Origin of the sequence: Micromonospora sp. AP08 (assembly GCF_008085935.1) — a bacterium.
Taxonomy (GTDB): domain Bacteria; phylum Actinomycetota; class Actinomycetes; order Mycobacteriales; family Micromonosporaceae; genus Micromonospora; species Micromonospora chersina.
In genome coordinates, this window is the sequence record NZ_VSEZ01000016.1 from 42,413 (window position 1) to 58,940 (window position 16,528).

General features: G+C 73.0%; 13 protein-coding genes. 7 read left to right on the top strand and 6 right to left on the bottom strand.

Features of this window, described 5'->3' with window-relative positions:
* The first annotated feature begins 51 nt into the window (after positions 1 to 51).
* On the top strand, positions 52 to 621 hold the full coding sequence (locus tag FXF50_RS23595; protein WP_148431055.1) for a GrpB family protein: 570 nt from the start codon (positions 52 to 54) through the stop codon (positions 619 to 621).
* Positions 622 to 660: 39 nt separating this feature from the next.
* Here FXF50_RS23595 and FXF50_RS23600 read toward each other — a convergent pair whose 3' ends face one another.
* Positions 661 to 3,900 (bottom strand): hypothetical protein, encoded by a 3,240-nt coding sequence (locus FXF50_RS23600; protein ID WP_148431056.1) that lies wholly within the window; start codon positions 3,898 to 3,900, stop codon positions 661 to 663.
* Positions 3,901 to 4,150: 250 nt separating this feature from the next.
* Complete coding sequence (locus FXF50_RS23605) at positions 4,151 to 5,056, bottom strand: NAD(P)-dependent oxidoreductase (protein WP_148431057.1); 906 nt, start codon at positions 5,054 to 5,056, stop codon at positions 4,151 to 4,153.
* On the opposite strand from FXF50_RS23605, the gene FXF50_RS23610 reads away from it, so the two are divergent.
* The gene (locus tag FXF50_RS23610) at positions 4,970 to 5,398 is read left to right on the top strand and encodes a PLP-dependent transferase (RefSeq protein ID WP_255510163.1); all 429 of its coding nucleotides are present in this window, start codon (positions 4,970 to 4,972) and stop codon (positions 5,396 to 5,398) included. The genes FXF50_RS23605 and FXF50_RS23610 overlap by 87 nt on opposite strands.
* Positions 5,399 to 5,483: 85 nt before the next feature.
* On the top strand, positions 5,484 to 6,209 hold the full coding sequence (locus FXF50_RS23615; RefSeq protein ID WP_148431059.1) for a thioredoxin family protein: 726 nt from the start codon (positions 5,484 to 5,486) through the stop codon (positions 6,207 to 6,209).
* Between the two features lie 7 nt (positions 6,210 to 6,216).
* Here FXF50_RS23615 and FXF50_RS23620 read toward each other — a convergent pair whose 3' ends face one another.
* Positions 6,217 to 7,104 (bottom strand): redoxin family protein, encoded by an 888-nt coding sequence (locus FXF50_RS23620; protein ID WP_148431060.1) that lies wholly within the window; start codon positions 7,102 to 7,104, stop codon positions 6,217 to 6,219.
* A 163-nt stretch (positions 7,105 to 7,267) separates the two neighbouring features.
* Between FXF50_RS23620 and FXF50_RS23625 the strand changes: the two genes are divergently transcribed.
* Together FXF50_RS23625 and FXF50_RS23630 are read left to right on the top strand one after the other, a co-directional pair.
* A complete protein-coding gene (locus FXF50_RS23625) occupies positions 7,268 to 8,467 on the top strand; it encodes an MFS transporter (RefSeq protein WP_148431061.1) in 1,200 nt (399 codons plus the stop codon).
* A gap of 10 nt (positions 8,468 to 8,477) precedes the next feature.
* Entirely contained in the window at positions 8,478 to 9,407 is a 930-nt protein-coding gene (locus FXF50_RS23630) for a DUF817 domain-containing protein (RefSeq protein ID WP_148431062.1), read from the top strand.
* Here the strand turns inward: FXF50_RS23630 and FXF50_RS23635 are convergent.
* Together FXF50_RS23635 and FXF50_RS23640 are read right to left on the bottom strand one after the other, a co-directional pair.
* The gene (locus FXF50_RS23635) at positions 9,376 to 11,028 is read right to left on the bottom strand and encodes a glycoside hydrolase family 10 protein (RefSeq protein ID WP_255510164.1); all 1,653 of its coding nucleotides are present in this window, start codon (positions 11,026 to 11,028) and stop codon (positions 9,376 to 9,378) included. The two genes, FXF50_RS23630 and FXF50_RS23635, sit on opposite strands and share 32 nt — an antisense overlap.
* Positions 11,029 to 11,153: 125 nt before the next feature.
* Positions 11,154 to 12,356 (bottom strand): S1 family peptidase, encoded by a 1,203-nt coding sequence (locus FXF50_RS23640; RefSeq protein ID WP_148431063.1) that lies wholly within the window; start codon positions 12,354 to 12,356, stop codon positions 11,154 to 11,156.
* A 524-nt stretch (positions 12,357 to 12,880) separates the two neighbouring features.
* On the opposite strand from FXF50_RS23640, the gene FXF50_RS23645 reads away from it, so the two are divergent.
* Positions 12,881 to 14,374, top strand: a complete 1,494-nt coding sequence (locus tag FXF50_RS23645; RefSeq protein WP_255510165.1) for an MFS transporter — start codon at positions 12,881 to 12,883, stop codon at positions 14,372 to 14,374.
* Positions 14,365 to 14,661 carry an ATP-binding protein gene (locus tag FXF50_RS23650; RefSeq protein ID WP_187399793.1) on the top strand — a complete coding sequence of 99 codons (297 nt, stop codon included), beginning with the start codon at positions 14,365 to 14,367 and terminating at the stop codon, positions 14,659 to 14,661. The genes FXF50_RS23645 and FXF50_RS23650 overlap by 10 nt, the downstream gene beginning before the upstream one ends.
* Positions 14,662 to 14,755: 94 nt before the next feature.
* On the opposite strand, the gene FXF50_RS23655 is transcribed toward FXF50_RS23650, so the two are convergent.
* On the bottom strand, positions 14,756 to 16,480 hold the full coding sequence (locus FXF50_RS23655) for a glycerol-3-phosphate dehydrogenase/oxidase (protein WP_148431066.1): 1,725 nt from the start codon (positions 16,478 to 16,480) through the stop codon (positions 14,756 to 14,758).
* Positions 16,481 to 16,528 lie beyond the last annotated feature (48 nt).

Genomic DNA, 16,528 nt, shown 5'->3' on the forward strand with positions numbered 1-16,528 from the left:
TCGGCACCGCCCGGGGCTGCGGTGGGGCGGTGCCGCTGCCAGAGTGAGGGCATGTCGGAGATCAGTGCCAGCGATTCGAGCGACGACAACCCGCCTGTGCGCATCGAGCCCTACGACGACCGATGGCCCGAACTCTTCGCCGAGGAGGCCGCCCTGATCAGCCGGACCATCGGTCCCTGGATCACCGGCGGCATCCACCACGTCGGCAGCACCGCCGTGCCCGGGCTCGCCGCCAAACCGGTCATCGACATCATGGTCGGCGTCGCGGACCTCGAGTCGTCGCGTCCCTGCATCGAGCGGTTGAAGCCCTTGGCGTACTGCTACTGGCCCTACCGCGCCGAGGTCATGCACTGGTTCTGCAAGCCGCGCCCCAGCAACCGCACCCACCACCTGCACCTGGTGCCGACGGGCTCACCGCGCTACCTCGACGTCCTGGCGTTCCGGGACCACCTTCGCGCGCGTCCCGACGCGCGCGCCGACTACGAAGCGCTGAAGCGGGACCTGGCCGCCCGCCACCCGAACGACCGGGAGGCGTACACCGAGGGCAAGACGGACCTGATCGGGCAGCTGACGGAGGCAGCCCGGGCGGACGGCCGCGGACCGGTCCGGCGTCGGGACTGAAGCGCTTCCCCGACCCCGACCGGTCCGCGGCCGGGCGGCTCAGCTGACGGTCACCGAGACGGTCCGCGGCGGCTGCTGGAGCTGCCCGTAGTTGTCCACCCCGCGGATCGTCACGGTGTACGTGCCCGCCGGGATCACCGGCGAGGTGTACGCGAAGTTCGACCCCGGGGAGCCCGGGCTGGTCAGGAACGACGCGATCCACGGGAAGTTGCCGGGGGTGCTCGGCGTGCTGAAGGTGCCGGCGGCGTTCATCCCCTGGCCCGCGGCGTTGGAGATCTGGATGTCCACGCGGAGCATCCCGACGTCGTCGACGGCCCGGCCGGTGACCACGATCCGGCCGCCGGTGTAGGCCTCGCCCTCGACCGGGGTGATGCTCGGCTCCAGCCGCGGGTCGAGGTCACCCGGGTAGACCAGGTACCGGGCGGTGGCGCCGGAGGTGGAGCCGTCCTGCTGGCCCGCCGTGTCGACGGCCCACGCCTCGACGCTGTACTCGCCCTTGGTGGGCAGGTCGATCGACAGGTTGAAGGCGGTGCTCGTCGCGCCCGGCGCGGCCAGCGTGGCGTTCACCGTGGCGAAGGCGGCGGCCATGGTGCCGTTCGGCTGCACGTACCGGCCGGTGTCCAGGTCGCGCAGCGCGACCCGGACGCTCTGCACGCCCTTGTCGTCGGTCGCCGTGCCGGCCAGGTTCAGGTGCAGCTGGTCGACGTTCTGCTCCACCCCGGTGAAGCTCAGCCGGCCGTCCGGGAACGCGTCGCCGGGCACCTGCGCGGTGACGCTGAGCCGGCCCGAGTTGGTGCCCGACGTGGTGAGGCCCAGGCTGTCGGTGGCCCGTACCCGGAAGTCGTAGACACCCGGGGTGAGCGGCACCGTGGTGTAGGACCAGTTGTACGACGCGGCGCTCAGGTTGGTCGGCGAGATCCGGTAGTAGGCCGCGACCGAGTCGGCGCCCCACGTGCCGTCGGCGGCCAGCGCCTCCCGCGTGGTGGTGTTGCGCAGGTAGATCTCGACCGACTTCACTGCGTCGTCGTCGTTGGCGGTGCCCGCGAAGGTGATCGCGGCGCCGGGCGCGACGGTGACCGGTGCGGCCGCGGTGGGCGGGGTCATCGGCACGGGAGCGCTGATGGCCACCGTCGGCGGGACGCCGGTCGACGAGACGGTCCAGTCCCGGGTGTCGCCGCGCAGGTCGCTCTGGCCGGTGGTGTCGACCGCGGTGGCGGTCATCTTCCACTGGCCCTCGATGGGCAGGGCCACCTCGAACTGCCAGGTGGTCGACAGCGCGCCGATCACGTCCGGCTCGCCGCGGAAGGTGTTGTAGACCGCGGCGACCGTCCCGTCGTCCTGGAGGTAGCGGTTGTCGGGGGTGCGGAACGAGTAGATCAGCGAGCTGACGCCCTTGTCGTCGGTCGCGGTGCCGGTGGCCACGAAGCTCTTCGTGGCGAGCAGCCCGGCGGTCGGGGAGTCGATCCGGGTCGACGGCGGCAGGTCGTCGAAGCGGAACGCCTCGATCTTCTTGACGGCCTTCGTGGCGTCGCCGACGCCGTCACGGCCGAACGTCTTCGCCTGGATCTGGTAGACGCCGGACGGCAGCGACACCGGGAGCGTCCACGTGGTCGAGGCCGTGTTCGGGGCGGCGACCGTGGCGTTGATGCTGTTGGCGGCGCCCCACGTCTTCAGGTCGTCCTGAAGGAACTGGCTCGTGTTGCGGTTCTGGATCTCGATCTGGACCCGGCTGACCCCGGCCGGCGTCAGCGCCTGGCCGCCGAGCGTGAACGACTCGTTGGCCGGCTTCACGGCGCCCTCGATGGGCGTGGCGATGGTGGTGTCGACCGCGGACGGCGCCGGCGCCCTGGACTGGTCGAAGAAGCCGACCCGGCCGACGGTCTTGCCGCCCTTGACGTTGCCGTCGCCGCCGACGAGGAGGCCGCGCGAGGTGGCGAGCATGGCCTTCTCGCCCTCGTACGAGTTGGAGCCGGGGTTCCACTCCAGCGCGGTGCCCGTCTTCGGGTCGAGCGCGCCGAGGTGGTCGCGGCGGACCACCTGGTCGCCGAGGCCGTAGCCGCTCAGGCCCTGGCCGGTGCCGTACCCGACGTTGTCCAGCCCGGGCCACGGGACGTTGGAGGTCGGCGACTCCTGCCAGCTGAAGTGGCCGCCGACGTACACGGCGGTGGCGGTGATGGCGACCGAGTAGACGCTGTCGAAGTGCCGGGACACCCAGAGCGGCTGGACGTTGTCGGCGCCGGTGAGCGGGTACGCGATCGCGGTGTCGTTGATCGGCGGCCGGTCGCCGCCCGAGCCGCTGGTGACGACGAAGTAGGAGTCGTCCGGCGCGATGTCACCGGCGAACACCCGCTGGATGCCGCCGACGAAGGAGAGGTTGTCCTCCCACAGCCGGGTACGCCACGGCAGCAGCGCCTTCGTGGCGGTGCTGATCAGCGCGACGCCGTAGCGGTCCTGGCCGGCGATCTGCCGACCGGTGTGGACGACGAGCAGCTTGCTCCGGTCGTGGGTCAGCTTGAGCTGCTGCACGGTGAGCATGCCGCCGACGCCGATGCCGCCGGTGAGCGGCAGGTTGAAGCCGGCGTCCACGGCGCCGGTCGTCGGGTTGAGCGCGACCAGGCCGGGGCGGCTCACCCCGTTCACGGTGCTGAACTGGCCGCCCACGTAGACCGCCGTGGGGCTCACGGCCAGCGCGGTGGCGCGGGCGTTCGCGGTCGCCGTGAACGCCGCGATCGGCGCGCCGGTGGTCGGGTTGAGCTTCACGATCTTCCGCTTCGCGACGCCACCGACCGTGTTGAAGGAGCCCGCCACGTAGAGCGACAACCCGTCGGGCGACGCCTCGACGGCCTCGACCGAACCGTCGAAGGTCGGCTTGAAGCCGGTGTCGACCTTCCCGGTGTCCAGGTTGTACGAGGCCAGCGACTTCTGCGCGATGGTGGTCCCGCCGACGTTGGCGATCGAGGTGAAGGTGCCGGCGATGAAGACCCGGTTGCCGATCACCTCCAGGTCCTTGATCTCGCCGTTGGTGATCCGCGGCGTGTCGGTGCGCGGCACGCTCGGCACCAGCCGGGTGTCCCCCGGCACGACCTGCGCCGCGGTGGCGACCGTGCGCGCCGCGCCGAGCGCGCTGCCGCTGCTCATCGCCTCGGCGCCGGTCCGCACGGTGGCGCCGGCGTCCGTGGCGGTGAGCTTGGTCGCCACGGTGCCCGCGACCGCCGGTACGCCCATCACCACGACGGCCCCGGCGACCAGACCCGCGACGGTGCGACTCCAGACCTGCATCCAGTCAACTCCCTGTGAACGCCCGAGACGGCACCACCGGGTCGGTTCCCGGCAACGTCCACCCGCCCGCGTGCCGGACGTCACGGTAGAAGGCAAGGTCTTTTCGCGGTACCGCGCCGCACCGGGATTCCACCGCACGGCATCAATTCCGGCCGCACCGGCGGGCGGCGCCCCCAACGGATCCAGACCCGCTCCCCCGATCGGATGGCGGGGCCCTGCTCAGCGGACCCCCGCCCACCTGATCGGCGGATCAACCGGCCGGGTCGACGTGGTCGCGCCAGGAGTGCCGCGGCTCGTAGCCCAGCACCCGGCGGGCCTTGTCGATGCTGAGCAGCGTCTCGTGCTCGCCGAGTTTCCCGCGGACCTCGACGCCCGGGTAGACCTCGGCCATCAGGTCGGCGCTGGACCTGTTCATCACGGTGTCGGCGTTGGCGATGATGAAGACGTCGGCGCCGGGCCGGTCGTGGGCGAGCGCCCGCTCGACGGCCTGGGCGCCGTCGCGGGCGTCGATGTAGCCCCAGAGGTTCCAGCGGCGCAGCTCCGGGTCGGCCTGGAAGGAGGGGAACCCCGCGTAGTCCTCGACGTCCATCACGTTGGAGAAGCGCAGGCCGACCATGACCAACTCCGGGTCCCAGCGGCAGAAGTGCCGCGCCATCTCCTCCTCGAGGGCCTTGTTGAGCGAGTAGGTCGACTCGGGCCGCGGCGGGTACTCCTCGTCGACCGGCGCGTACGGCGGCGGGGTGTCGAACGGCAGCCCCAGCACCGTCTCGCTGGACGCCCAGACCACCCGCTTGATGCCGGCCGCCCGGGCCGCCGCGAAGACGTTGTACGTGGCGGCCGAGTTGTTGGCGAAGGTCACGGCGTTGGGCAGCAGCCCGGGCGCCGGCACCGCCGCCAGGTGCACCACCGCGCCGACGCCGTCGGCGTGCTCGTCGGCGCCGCCGGTGAACGCCTCCACCACCTGCCCGTAGTCGGTGAGGTCGACCAGGAGGAACTCGCCGTCGACGTCGCGCGGGTCGCGCCCGCCGGCGCGGTCCACCGCGAGCACGTCGACGCCCACCCCGCGCAGGTGCGCGACCACGGCGCGACCGAGCTTTCCGGCGGCGCCCGTGACGACGACGCGCGTGGGGAGGGTGGACGGCACAGGGTCGGTCATGGACCCATCCTTTCCTGCCGCGCCGGGCGCCGCACGCGCGGCGCCCTCGCGCGCCGGCAGATGACCGGTTTCGGCGGGGTGCTGGGCGTCGAGCTCACGGCCGGGCGGGCGGGGGCCGCCGGGCTGCTGGCCGGGCTGACGCTGGCCAAGCGGGCGGCCAGCCTGGGCAGCGTCAGCACACTGGTGGTGCACCCAAGGTCGATGTGGGCGGGGATCGTGGACGCGGCGCAGCTGGCCGCCGCCGGCATCGGCGACGGGCTGGTCCGCGTCTCCACCGGCATCGAGGACACCGCCGACCTGGTCGACGACTTCCTGGCGGCGCTGGACCGGGTGCCGGCCTGACGCGCCGGGGTCCGTCGGTGCATGGTCCCGGCCGCAACGGGAATCGGAGTGCCGCCAGCAGCACCGACGGAGGCAGGAGCCAGCCATGACGGACCTCTCGCCCACGGGACCGCCGCCGCAGGCGGGCGACGGCGGCTTCGCCGTCGTGGAGATGTTCACCTCGCAGGGCTGCGAGAGCTGCCCGCCCGCCGAGGAGGTGCTGACCGAAATCGAGCGGGACGCCCGGAACCGGGGCGAACCGGTGTTCGCCCTCGGCTTCCACGTCGACTACTGGGACCACCTGGGCTGGCCCGACCCCTACGCCGCCGCGGCGTACACCGCGCGGCAGGAGGCCTACGCGCGGGCCTTCGGCACCGGACACCTCTACACGCCGCAGATGGTCGTCAACGGGACCGCCGAGTTCGTCGGCTCCGACCGCCGGCGGGCGGCCGAGGTCATCTCCTCCGCGCTGTCGGCGCCGGCCGTCACGCCGCTCGCCCTGTCGGTCGGGGACGCGGGCGGTGGGCACGTGACGGTGGACTACCGGGCGCAGCATCCGCCGGCGCGGGGCATTTTGCACGTGGCCGTCGTGGAACGCGGCCTGGAGAACGACGTCCCCCGGGGCGAGAACGCCGGGCGCCGGCTGCGGCAGGACAACGTCGTGCGGGCCTTCACCTCGGTGGGCCTTGACGCCATCGACGCCGACGAGGGGCGGGTGGACCTCACGGTGCCGCCCGACCTGGATCCCCGGCAGGCGTCGGTGGTCGGCTACGTGCAGCAGGAGGGTGAGCGGGCCGTGGTGGGCGCCGCGGCCGTCGAGGTGTCCCGCTGAGACCGCGTCACGGCCCGAACGTGAAGACGTACGCCCGGAAGCCGGGCTGGTCGGTGACCAGGGTGAGCAGGTGGTCGTCGCGGGACGCGCCGGCGACCAGCCTGATCATGGCGGCCCGGTCGACCGGCGCCACCGAGTCCGGGCCCACCGCGGCGCCCCGCTCCGCGCCGATCGGCTCCCCGTCGAGCAGCACCCGGAGCGTGGCCCGCCCGGCGTGTCCCGGGTGGACCACCAGGTTCACCTCGCCGGCGTTGAAGGGCAGCGCCAGCTCGCCGATCCCGGAGTTGAGCTCCACGTACTCGCCGCCGCTGAGCCAGTCACCGGTCACGCTGAACGAACCCGGCACCCCCCGGTCGGCGCCGAGGTAGGTCTCCGGCGTGATGCCGACGTAGCTGGGCTCCCCCGTGGTGGCGAACGCCGACACCTCGGGGCTGACCGGAGGCAGCGGGGTGCCCGGCGCCGTCATCTCCAGCAGCCGCCGGATCTCCGACTCGACCCGCTCGTAGTCGCCCTCCCCGACCCACCGCCGCACGAACCGCCCGTCCGCGTCGAAGAGGTACTTCGCCGGCCAGGCGTCGTTGCCGAGGGCCCGCCAGAAGGTGAAGTCGTTGTCGAGCGCGATGGGGTAGGTGAGTCCGTGGTCGCGGATCGCCCGGTCGATGTTCTCGGCGTGCCGGCCGAACTCGAACTCGGGCGCGTGCACCCCGACGACGGTGAGGCCGAGGTCCGCGTAGTCCCGGTGCCATGCCTTCACGTAGGGCGCGGTGCGGATCCAGTTGATGCAGGTGTACTCCCAGATGTCCACCAGGACCACCCTGCCGTGCAGGGCGTCGGGGGTCAGCGGGGGCGAGTTCACCCACCGCTGGACGTCGATCGGGGGGATCTGCCGCGCCATGCCAAGGAGGCTAACCGCGCGCCGGGGCGGGACGAGGCGGAACGGTGACTACACGCCGGGCCGGGGCCGTGCCGCTTGCCTCGGGCCGGACGGGGTACTCCGCTGCGCCGGTCTACCGGAGGGCGGCCGGGTCGTCCCACGCGCTCACCGAGGAGCAGGTCTGATGAGCACCGTCCCGTCGAGGCGCCTCACGCCGAACGTCGCCCTCCTCCTGCTCGCCTCGATCATCGTGTCCTTCGTCGCCGCGGCGACGGCCCCCAGCCCGCTGTACGGGATCTACCAGGGGCGCTGGCACTTCTCGCCGATCACCACCACGGTGGTGTTCGCCGTCTACTCCGTCGCGGTGCTGGCCACCCTGCTCACGGTCGGCAAGCTCTCCGACCATGTCGGCCGGCGGCCGGTCCTGCTCGCCGCCATCGCGGTCCAGATGATCTCGCTGGTCATCTTCGTCTTCGCCGGTGGCGTACCCACGCTGGTGGCCGCCCGCGTCGTGCAGGGCATCGCGGCGGGTGCCGCCACCGGCGCGGCGGCCGCCGCCATGCTGGACGTCGACCGGTCCCGCGGCACGCTCGCCAACTCGATCTCCCCGGGCATCGGCACCGGGGTCGGCGCCCTGCTCTCCGCGCTGCTCGTCCAGTACCTGCCCGCGCCGACCCGGTTGGTGTACCTCGTCCTGCTCGTCGTCCTGCTGGTCCAGGGTGTCGGGGTCGTGCTCATGGCGGAGACGGTCACGCCGATGGCGGGGGCGCTGCGGAGCCTGCGGCCGGAGATCCGGCTGCCCCGCGCCGTACGCGGTCCGATGCTGGTCGTCGCCCCGGTCGTCTTCGCCGTCTGGGCGCTGGCCGGGTTCTTCGGCGCGCTCGGCCCGGCGCTCGTCCGCGCCCTCATGAACTCCTCGATCGTGGCCGGGGGCCTGAGCATCTTCATCTTCGCCGTCTTCGGGTCCGTCACCATCCTCGTGCTGCGCGACCGGGCGGCGCGGACCGTCATGCTCACCGGCATCACCGCACTCGTGCTCGGCATGATCATCACGCTCGTGTCGGTGTCCGCCGATTCCATCGCCGGCTTCTTCGTCGGCCTCGCGTTCGGTGGCGTCGGCTTCGGAGGAGGCTTCCAGGGCAGCCTCAAGACCGTCACACCACTGGTGGAGGCGCACGAGCGCGCCAGCGTGCTCTCCCTGCTCTACATCGTCTCCTACGTCGGCTTCGGCCTGCCCACCGTCATCGCGGGCTTCCTCGTGGTCCACGGCGGCGGCCTGCGCCGGACCGCCGAGGAGTACGCCGTCGCCGTCATCGTGCTCGCCGCGGTCGCGCTGCTCGGGCTGCGTGGGACGGCCCGGCCGACCCGGGTGAGCCCGCGATAGCGTCCAGGTGATGCACAACCCGCCCGGACCAGCCGCCCTGACCACGGCCGAACGTGCGATCGACGCACGCTTCCGCGCGATCCTGGCCCGGCTGCCCCGGCACGGGCCGGCCGGCTGGCTGACCGAGTTCGCGGTTTTCGGGCTGAAACAGGCCTGGGCGTGCGTCTTCGGCGGGGCGATGCTGGCGGTCATCTTCGCGGCGCATCTCTGGTATCCGAGGGACCCGGCCTTCGCCCGCAACGACTTCCTGACGCTCGCCGCGGTCGCCATCCAGATCGCGATGGTGGCCGGGCGCCTGGAGACGCTGCGCGAGCTGCGGGTGGTGGTGCTGTTCCACCTCGTCGGCACGGTCATGGAGTTGTTCAAGACGCAGGTCGGCTCCTGGTCCTACGCCTCCGACGGCCTGCTGATGCTCGGTGGGGTGCCCCTGTTCAGCGGCTTCATGTACGCCGCGGTCGGCTCCTACCTGGTCCGGGTCAACCGGCTGTTCGACCTGCGTTTCACCCACTACCCGAGGCGCTGGCTGACGGCTCTGCTGGCCGCCGCGATCTACGCCAACTTCTTCACCAACCACTACGTCTTCGACGTGCGCTGGCTTCTCATGGCCGCCGTCGCGCTCGTGTTCGGGCGCTGCGTCATGCAGTTCCGCATCTTCCGGCTCCGGTGGCGCATGCCGCTGCTGCTGGCGTTCCTCCTCGTCGCCTTCCTCATCTGGCTCGCCGAGAACATCGCGACCTGGTCGAACGCCTGGCTCTACCCCAGCCAGCTGGGCGGCTGGCACCCGGTCGCACCGGCGAAGCTCGCCTCCTGGTTCCTTCTCATGATCATCTCGGTGGTCCTGGTCACCTGGATCTCGCCGCCCCAGCCGCCCGACGACGGGCCGCCGCCCACCGTGCGCCCGGACGCCGCTACCCGGCGGCGACGGACACCGGTGCGCTGAGCCGGCCCTCGTTCCCGCTGCGGTCCAGGCCGGCGACGCAGTAGGTGAGCGGCCCGCCGGCCGGGGCGGCGGGGTCCACCCAGTCGCGCCCACGGGTGGTGCCGACGAGCCGGGCCGCGTCGCCGTCCACCCGGTAGACGGCGAAGCTCACGGCGTCGTCGCCGCGCCAGGTGACCCTCACCCCGCCGGTGTCCCTACGCGCCCCGGTGATCGCGGGCGCCGGTGGCGGGGCCGCCGGCAGCTGCGCCATCGTGGGCAGCAGCGCGGGCGCGGCGTAGTGCGCGTCGCTGTACCGGCTGACCGCACCGAGCTTGTCGGCGCGCACCTGCCGGGCGCTGAAGTGGACGCTCCCGCTGACCCCGTGGCGCCGGTTCAGGGCGAGCTGGCGGTCCAGCTCGCCGGGGTCGCGCCAGGCCCCGCGCTCACCCACCCGGTAGTCGGCCTGGCCGATGTAGAGCTGCACCCGGGTGCCCCGCACCGTGGCCGCCCACCAGGGCAGCAGCTTGGCGTAGTCGGCCTTGCCGAACCCGATGTGCCAGTAGAGCTGTGGCACGACATAGTCCAGCCACTGCTGCCGTACCCAGAGCCGGGTGTCGGCGTAGATGTCGTCGTAGCTCTGCAGGCCCGCGCTGGCCGAGCCGGCCGGGTCGGTGCGCTTGTTGCGCCAGATGCCGAACGGGCTGATGCCGAACTTCACCCACGGCTTGATCGCCTTGATCCGCTCGCTCATCTCGCGGACCAGGGTGTTCACGTTGTCCCGGCGCCAGGCGTGCTTGTCGGCGAACCCCCGGCCGTGGCGGGCGAACGCCGCGCCGTCCGGGAAGTCCTGCCCGGCCTCCGGGTACGGGTAGAAGAAGTCGTCGAAGTGCACGCCGTCGACGTCGTACCGCTGGACCGCCTCCAGCATCGCGTCCTCGACGAACCGGCGGGCCTCCGGGATGCCGGGGTTGAAGTAGAGGCGGCTGCCGGGCCGGTCGGCGCTGGGGTAGGTCACCACCCAGTCGGGGTGCCGCCGCAGCGGGTGGTTCGGCGCGAGCTGGTCGACGCGCGGGCCCGGCCCGCCCACCGTGGCCGGTTGGCCGCCCCGGTACGGGTTGAACCAGGCGTGGAACTCCAGGTTGCGGGCGTGCGCCTCGGCGACCATGAACTCCATGGGGTCCCAGCCCGGGTCGCGGCCGTCGCGGCTCCCGGTCAGCCACTCCGACCACGGCGCGTAGTCCGACGGCCAGAGGGCGTCGCCGCTCGGCCGGACGTGCACGAAGACCGCGTTGTGGTGGCGCCGCACCGCCAGGTCCAGCCAGCCCCGGAACTCGGCCCGCGCCGTCTCGGCCGGCAACCCCCGGCGGCTCGGCCAGTCGATGTTGTTCACCGTGGTGATCCACATGCCGCGCAACTCGCGGGTCGCCCGGGCCGGCCGGCCGGCGCAGTCCGTGCCACCGCCCGCCGCGCCGGCGGTCCGGCCCGCGCCGCCGGAGGTTGGCGTACCACCGTCGATGACGACCCGGTCCCGCAGCGACCAGGCGCCGAGCGCGGCGGCCATCGCGAGCGCGACGACCACCGCGACGAGCGCCCGGGTGCGGCGGCGGGGAACGGGCGGGGCGGACGCATGGGCGGGGGGCATCGCCCCAGTCTGCCAGCGCCCGCGCGAACCGGCCGGAACCGGTTCTCCACGGTCGGCCCACACCGGACGGCGGCGTGGGCCGGTCCCGTGCGGACCGGCCCACGCTGCTCGGAACCGCGGTCGCCTCAGCCCTGGATGAGCGAGGCGCCGTAGTAGGTCAGGGACCCGATCTGCGCGTCACCGACCGGCCGCAGGAGCGGGGCGTACCAGACGGTGCTGGACCCGTTGGGGCTCACGCCGGGGCAGACCGCCGTGCCGGTCACCCCGGCGGAGACGGTGCCGCGGGCGTCGACCCGCCCGTCCGAACGGTACGAGTACACCGGCCCGCCGCTGTCGCCCGGCGCGGCCGCGCAGCCCCCGGCGACGATGTGGTTGGCCTGCGTCACCGGCCCGATCACGTAGCCGACGTTGACGAACTGGTTCACCACGCTGACCCGCAGGCTGCAGTGCTCACCGCTGGAGGAGCCGCCGGTGCAGACGTAGTTGCCGACGTAGTCCGAAGCGGCGCCGCCCACCCCGATGCTGGTGGCGGCGTTGTACGCCCCGGTGTAGATCCGGCCGCCGGCCGAGACCCGGATCATCAGGGTGTCCCGCGGGTTGTTGTCGTTGATGATCGGACCCATGGTGTTGGTGGGGCCGCCACCGTCGTACGCGACCTGGCCGTTCGCCCCGCAGTGCCCGGCGCTGAGGATCTGGCGGGCGTCGTTCCAGTACACCCCGAACCCGGTGGTGCAGCCGCCGCCGGCGTAGTACCGCGCCCCACCCCAGTACGGGGCGAAGTCGTTCTGCCGGTTGAGCAGCGTCGGGCTCGACGCGGTGGTCACGCTGAGCGGCAGCCGCGCGGTACGCAGGACGTCGCGCTTGCCCGACGCGAGCGCCTTGCCGGTGACGGTCACCGCGAGCCCGCTGCCGTCGACCTTGGCGGCCACCGAGACGGCCCGCGGGTCGGCGGCGAGCCGCTGCGCCTCGGCGACCATCTCGCGCTGGTGGAACCGGGCCGGCTTGAACGTCACCGGTACGGAAAGCCGCCTGGCCAGGTCACGGACGGAGCCGGGCACGGCGCCCTTCCAGTAGACGGTGAGCCTGCGGTCCTCCGGCGCGGCGACCACGCCGGCGAAGCCGTCGCCCCGGGCGGCCGTGATCTCGCCGGCGGCGGCGTTGAGCCGGTCCTGTACGGAGAACAGCTCACGCCAGCTGGCGAACCCGCCCGGCACGGCCTCCGCCGGCTGGGCCGACGGGGTGACCGGCTTGGCGTCGGCCACGGCCGGGGATCCGAGCGCGCCGGTGGCGACGATCGCGGCGGCCAACGCGACGATGGTGCGGCGCATGACCGTACCCCCGCGTCCGCCCGATGTCATTTGACTCATAGGGATTTACCTCCTGAACTGAGAGCCGCCGGGGCGACAATCTCCCCGGTCGCCTCGAATTCTGCGGCGGTGAATCCCATTCACCAGGCTCTTGCCACCAAACAGACTCAGCCATTTACCGCACTGGGTGCAACGTGCGACCATTGCCGGTTCCCGGCTCCCCCTACTCGGGCTTGACCAGGAAAGATGCTCAACTGTGGATGGATTCCATAAACTGTTTCTCGTCTTTTTCGGGGATTCTTACCTGCGGATTTAACCGCTTTTTCACGAAGCACATCCGACGCTCCTGCCGTCGACACCCGCCCTATGTCGCATCGCCGACATCGCGCGATCTGCGGCACCACATCCAGGTCGCTCCGGCAGGTCCGGCCTTCTGCCCACAGGCGATTTCGTTGTGAGACGTGGCCTGCGTCGTGTCGGGTGGCCACATGCCGCCCGATACCGTGAGACCCCGCTTTCCGCGTTCCTCGCCCTACTGGCCGGTGGTGAGCCATCCGCTGCTGCGACGGGTCCTGCCCGGGCTGGCGGTGTCCGCCCTGGGCGACGGCATGGCGCTGGTCGCGGTGACCTGGCTGGCGTTACAGCTGGCGCCCCCGGCTCAGCGTGGCATGTGGACAGCGGTCGCGGTGGCGGCGTACACCCTGCCCAGCGCCGCCGGAACCATGATCTTCGGCCGGTTCCTGGCCGGCCGGAGCGGGGCCCAGCTCGCCGGCTGGGACGCGGTCTTGCGCGCGGCCGCACTCGCGGCGATCCCCGCCGCCCATCTTGCCGGGGCGCTCAGCATCGGCCTGTACGTGACCCTGCTCGCCGCGTCCTCGCTGCTGCACTCGTGGGGTTCCGCCGGGCGCTTCACCCTGGTCGCCGAAATCCTGCCCGAACGAGATCACCTGCCGGCCAACGCGGTGCTCGCCATCCTCGGCCAGGTCGCCACCATCGTCGGTCCTCCGCTGGCGGGCATCCTGATCGGTGCGGTCGGTCCGGTCTGGGTGATCGCGCTCGACGCGGTCACCTTCGCCGTCCTGGCCCTGACCTACCGCCTCGCCGTCCCGGAGCACGGGAGGGCAGACCCGACGCGAGATGCTCCGTCCCGCACGGCCGGCTTCGGCATCATCCGCCGCAACCCGGCCCTGCGCGGCCTGCTGGTGCTGACCTTCGGCTTCTTCCTCCTCTTCGGCCCGTTCTACGTGGCCATGCCCGTCCTGGTCACCGAGGACCCGCACGGCTCCGCGACGACCCTCGGGCTGTACTACACGGCGTTCGGCGCCGGCTCCCTCCTCGGTGGTGTCGCCACCGGCTACCTGCACCGCTGGCGGCTGTGGCCCACCACCATCGGCATCGTCCTCGGGTTCGGCGTCGCCATGCTGCCGCTCGGCCTGGCCGCGCCCGTCGGCCTGTCGCTGCCGGCCTTCGCCCTGGCCGGCCTCATCTGGGCTCCCTACCGGTCCACGTCGATGGCGCTGTTCCAGCGCAGCACCACCACCGCGAAACTCCCGCAGGCCCTGGCCGCCAACGGGGCTGTCATCGTGCTGGCGGTGCCGCTGGGCACCATGCTCGGTGGCCCGCTGACGACCGGCATCGGTGCCCGTCACACGCTGCTGCTGTGCGCCGCGGCGACCATCGCCCTCGGCGTGGTGGCCGCCGGACTCGCCGTCCTCCCCCGCGACCGTCCGGGACCGACCGTCCGGCACGGTGACGACGACCTGCTCGGTCCAGGGCAGCCGACCGGAGCGGCGTCGCCGCGGCAGCCCGACGGAGACGCGGCGGGCGGGCCGGGCCGGGCCGGGCCGCCGCGAGCGGATATTCGGAACGCAGGTAGCCTCTTTTTATGGGCGGTTTCGGGCCCCCGGCCGACATCAACTGGACGAGGGCCGAACACGCGCGGGGTGAGTGGTCCCCGCTTCTCTCCCGTGAGTTCACCGCCGCCACCATCACGGAGCTGCGGCATGCCGTCGCCGCCCGGGTCGCGGCGGTGGGGCTGACCGGCGAGCCGGCCGAGAACTTCGTCCTGGCCGTCCACGAGCTGGCCACCAACGCGGTACGCCACGGCGGCGGGGTGGGCCACCTGCTCCTGCGGCGGCAGGGCGACGTCCTGCGCTGTGACGTCGACGATCAGGGTGCGGGTGCCGGCGCGCCGCCGATCCGGTTGTCCCCTGGCGACGAGGCCGGTGGCCGGGGCCTCTGGCTGGCGGATCAGCTGGTCGACTCGCTGAGCCTGCACCGTCGCCCTGACGGCATGACCGCCACCGTCACCATCGGGCTGCGCTGACCACACCCGCCCGTGTACGCGGGGCTCCCCGCGTACCCCGGTCGCCCTGCCGGCGGCGGCCCGGCGGTGTGCCGGGCACACCGCCGGAACCGGGTCAGGCCGCCAGGGCCGCCTCCCGCACCACCTCGGGGGCGCCCGACCGGGCGGCGTCGGCCGCCGTGTCGTCGGGCTGCTCGTGCGCGGCCCGCTCGGCCCGGACCCGGGCCAGGTAGTGCGCCACCTCGCGGTCGACCCGCTGGTCGTCCCAACCGAGGACCGGGGCCATCAGCTCCGCCGCCGGCCGGGCGGCCGCCAGGCCCCGGTCGAAGCTCTCGATCGAGATGTGGGTGCGCCTGGTCAGCACGTCCTCCAGGTGCAGCGCCCCCTCGGCGGAGGCCGCGTAGGTGATCTCCACCCGCAGGTAGTCCTCGGCGCCGTCGAGCGGCTCGCCGAGCGTGGGGTCCTCCCGCAGCAGCGCCAGCACCTCGTCCACGGCGGCGCCGTAGCGGTGCAACAGGTGCTCCACGCGCTCCACGTGCAGGCCGAACTGCTGGGCCAGCCGGCGCCGCTGGTTCCACCGCGCCACGTGGCCCTCCGCGCCGTGCAGCGGCACCCGGTCGGTGCACGAGGCGGGGACCCCGCCGCCGAGGCCGCGCACGGCCTCATCGACCGCGTCGCGCGCCATCACCCGGTACGTCGTGTACTTGCCGCCGGCCACCATCACCAGTCCGGGCGCGGGGCTGAGCACGGTGTGCTCGCGGGACAGCTTCGCGGTCGCGTCGGACTCGCCGGAGAGCAGCGGGCGCAGGCCGGCGTACACCCCCTCGACGTCGTCCCGGGTCAGCGGGGTGGCCAGCACCTGGTTGACGTGCTCCAGCAGGTAGTCGATGTCCCGGCTGGTGGCCGCCGGATGCGCCTTGTCCAGGTCCCAGTCGGTGTCGGTGGTCCCGATCAGCCAGTGGCGGCCCCACGGGATCACGAACAGCACGCTGGTCTCGGTACGCAGGATCAGGCCGGTGCGGGACCGGATCCGGTCGCGCGGCACCACGAGGTGGATGCCCTTGGAGGCGCGCACCTGGACCTGGCCGCGCTCGCCCACGAGCGCCTGGCTGTCGTCGGTCCACACCCCGGTGGCGTTGATGACCTGCCGGGCGCGCACCTCGAACACCCGGTCGGTCTCCAGGTCGTGCACCCGCGCTCCGGTGACCCGGGCACCCTCGCGCAGGAACCCCACCACGCGGGCCCGCGACAGCGGATGCGCCCCGTACGCGGCGGCGGTGCGGACGAGGAAGGTGACCAGCCGCGCGTCGTCGACCTGGGCGTCGTAGTACTGCAGGGCGCCCACCAGCGCCTCGGGCCGCAGCGAGGGGCAGGCGCGCAGCGCGCCGCGCCGGGTCAGGTGCCGGTGGGCCGGCACCCCGCGCGCGTGGCTGCCGGAGAGGCTCATCGTGTCGTAGAGCAGCACGCCGGCTCCCGCGTACAGCCGTTCCCAGCCCCGGTGGCGCAGCGGGTAGAGGAACGGCACCGGGCGGACCAGGTGCGGGGCGAGCCGCTGCAGGAGCAGGCCCCGCTCGCGCAGGGCCTCGCGGACCAGCCCGAAGTCGAGCATCTCGAGGTAGCGCAGGCCGCCGTGGATCAGCTTGCTGGACCGGCTCGACGTGCCGCTGGCCCAGTCGCGGGCCTCGACGAGCCCGACCGACAGGCCGCGGGTGACGGCGTCGAGAGCGCAACCGGCGCCGGTGACGCCGCCGCCGATCACCAGGACGTCCAGTTCCTGGCCGCCCCCGAGCGCGGCCAGGGACCGCTCGCGGGCGGCCGGAGACAGTGTCGCGGAGTGCATCCGTCTTCTCTTTCTTCGAAAGGGGTGGGGGCGGCCGGCGGGGGGCGC

What these genes read in the sequence shown, in the direction of transcription:
- FXF50_RS23595 (WP_148431055.1), top strand. Translation starts at nt 52, where the DNA reads ATGTCGGAGATCAGTGCCAGCGATTCGAGCGACGACAACCCGCCTGTG.
- FXF50_RS23600 (WP_148431056.1), bottom strand. Translation starts at nt 3,900, where the DNA reads ATGCAGGTCTGGAGTCGCACCGTCGCGGGTCTGGTCGCCGGGGCCGTC.
- FXF50_RS23605 (WP_148431057.1), bottom strand. Translation starts at nt 5,056, where the DNA reads ATGACCGACCCTGTGCCGTCCACCCTCCCCACGCGCGTCGTCGTCACG.
- FXF50_RS23615 (WP_148431059.1), top strand. Translation starts at nt 5,484, where the DNA reads ATGACGGACCTCTCGCCCACGGGACCGCCGCCGCAGGCGGGCGACGGC.
- FXF50_RS23620 (WP_148431060.1), bottom strand. Translation starts at nt 7,104, where the DNA reads ATGGCGCGGCAGATCCCCCCGATCGACGTCCAGCGGTGGGTGAACTCG.
- FXF50_RS23625 (WP_148431061.1), top strand. Translation starts at nt 7,268, where the DNA reads ATGAGCACCGTCCCGTCGAGGCGCCTCACGCCGAACGTCGCCCTCCTC.
- FXF50_RS23630 (WP_148431062.1), top strand. Translation starts at nt 8,478, where the DNA reads ATGCACAACCCGCCCGGACCAGCCGCCCTGACCACGGCCGAACGTGCG.
- FXF50_RS23635 (WP_255510164.1), bottom strand. Translation starts at nt 11,028, where the DNA reads ATGCCCCCCGCCCATGCGTCCGCCCCGCCCGTTCCCCGCCGCCGCACC.
- FXF50_RS23640 (WP_148431063.1), bottom strand. Translation starts at nt 12,356, where the DNA reads ATGCGCCGCACCATCGTCGCGTTGGCCGCCGCGATCGTCGCCACCGGC.
- FXF50_RS23655 (WP_148431066.1), bottom strand. Translation starts at nt 16,480, where the DNA reads ATGCACTCCGCGACACTGTCTCCGGCCGCCCGCGAGCGGTCCCTGGCC.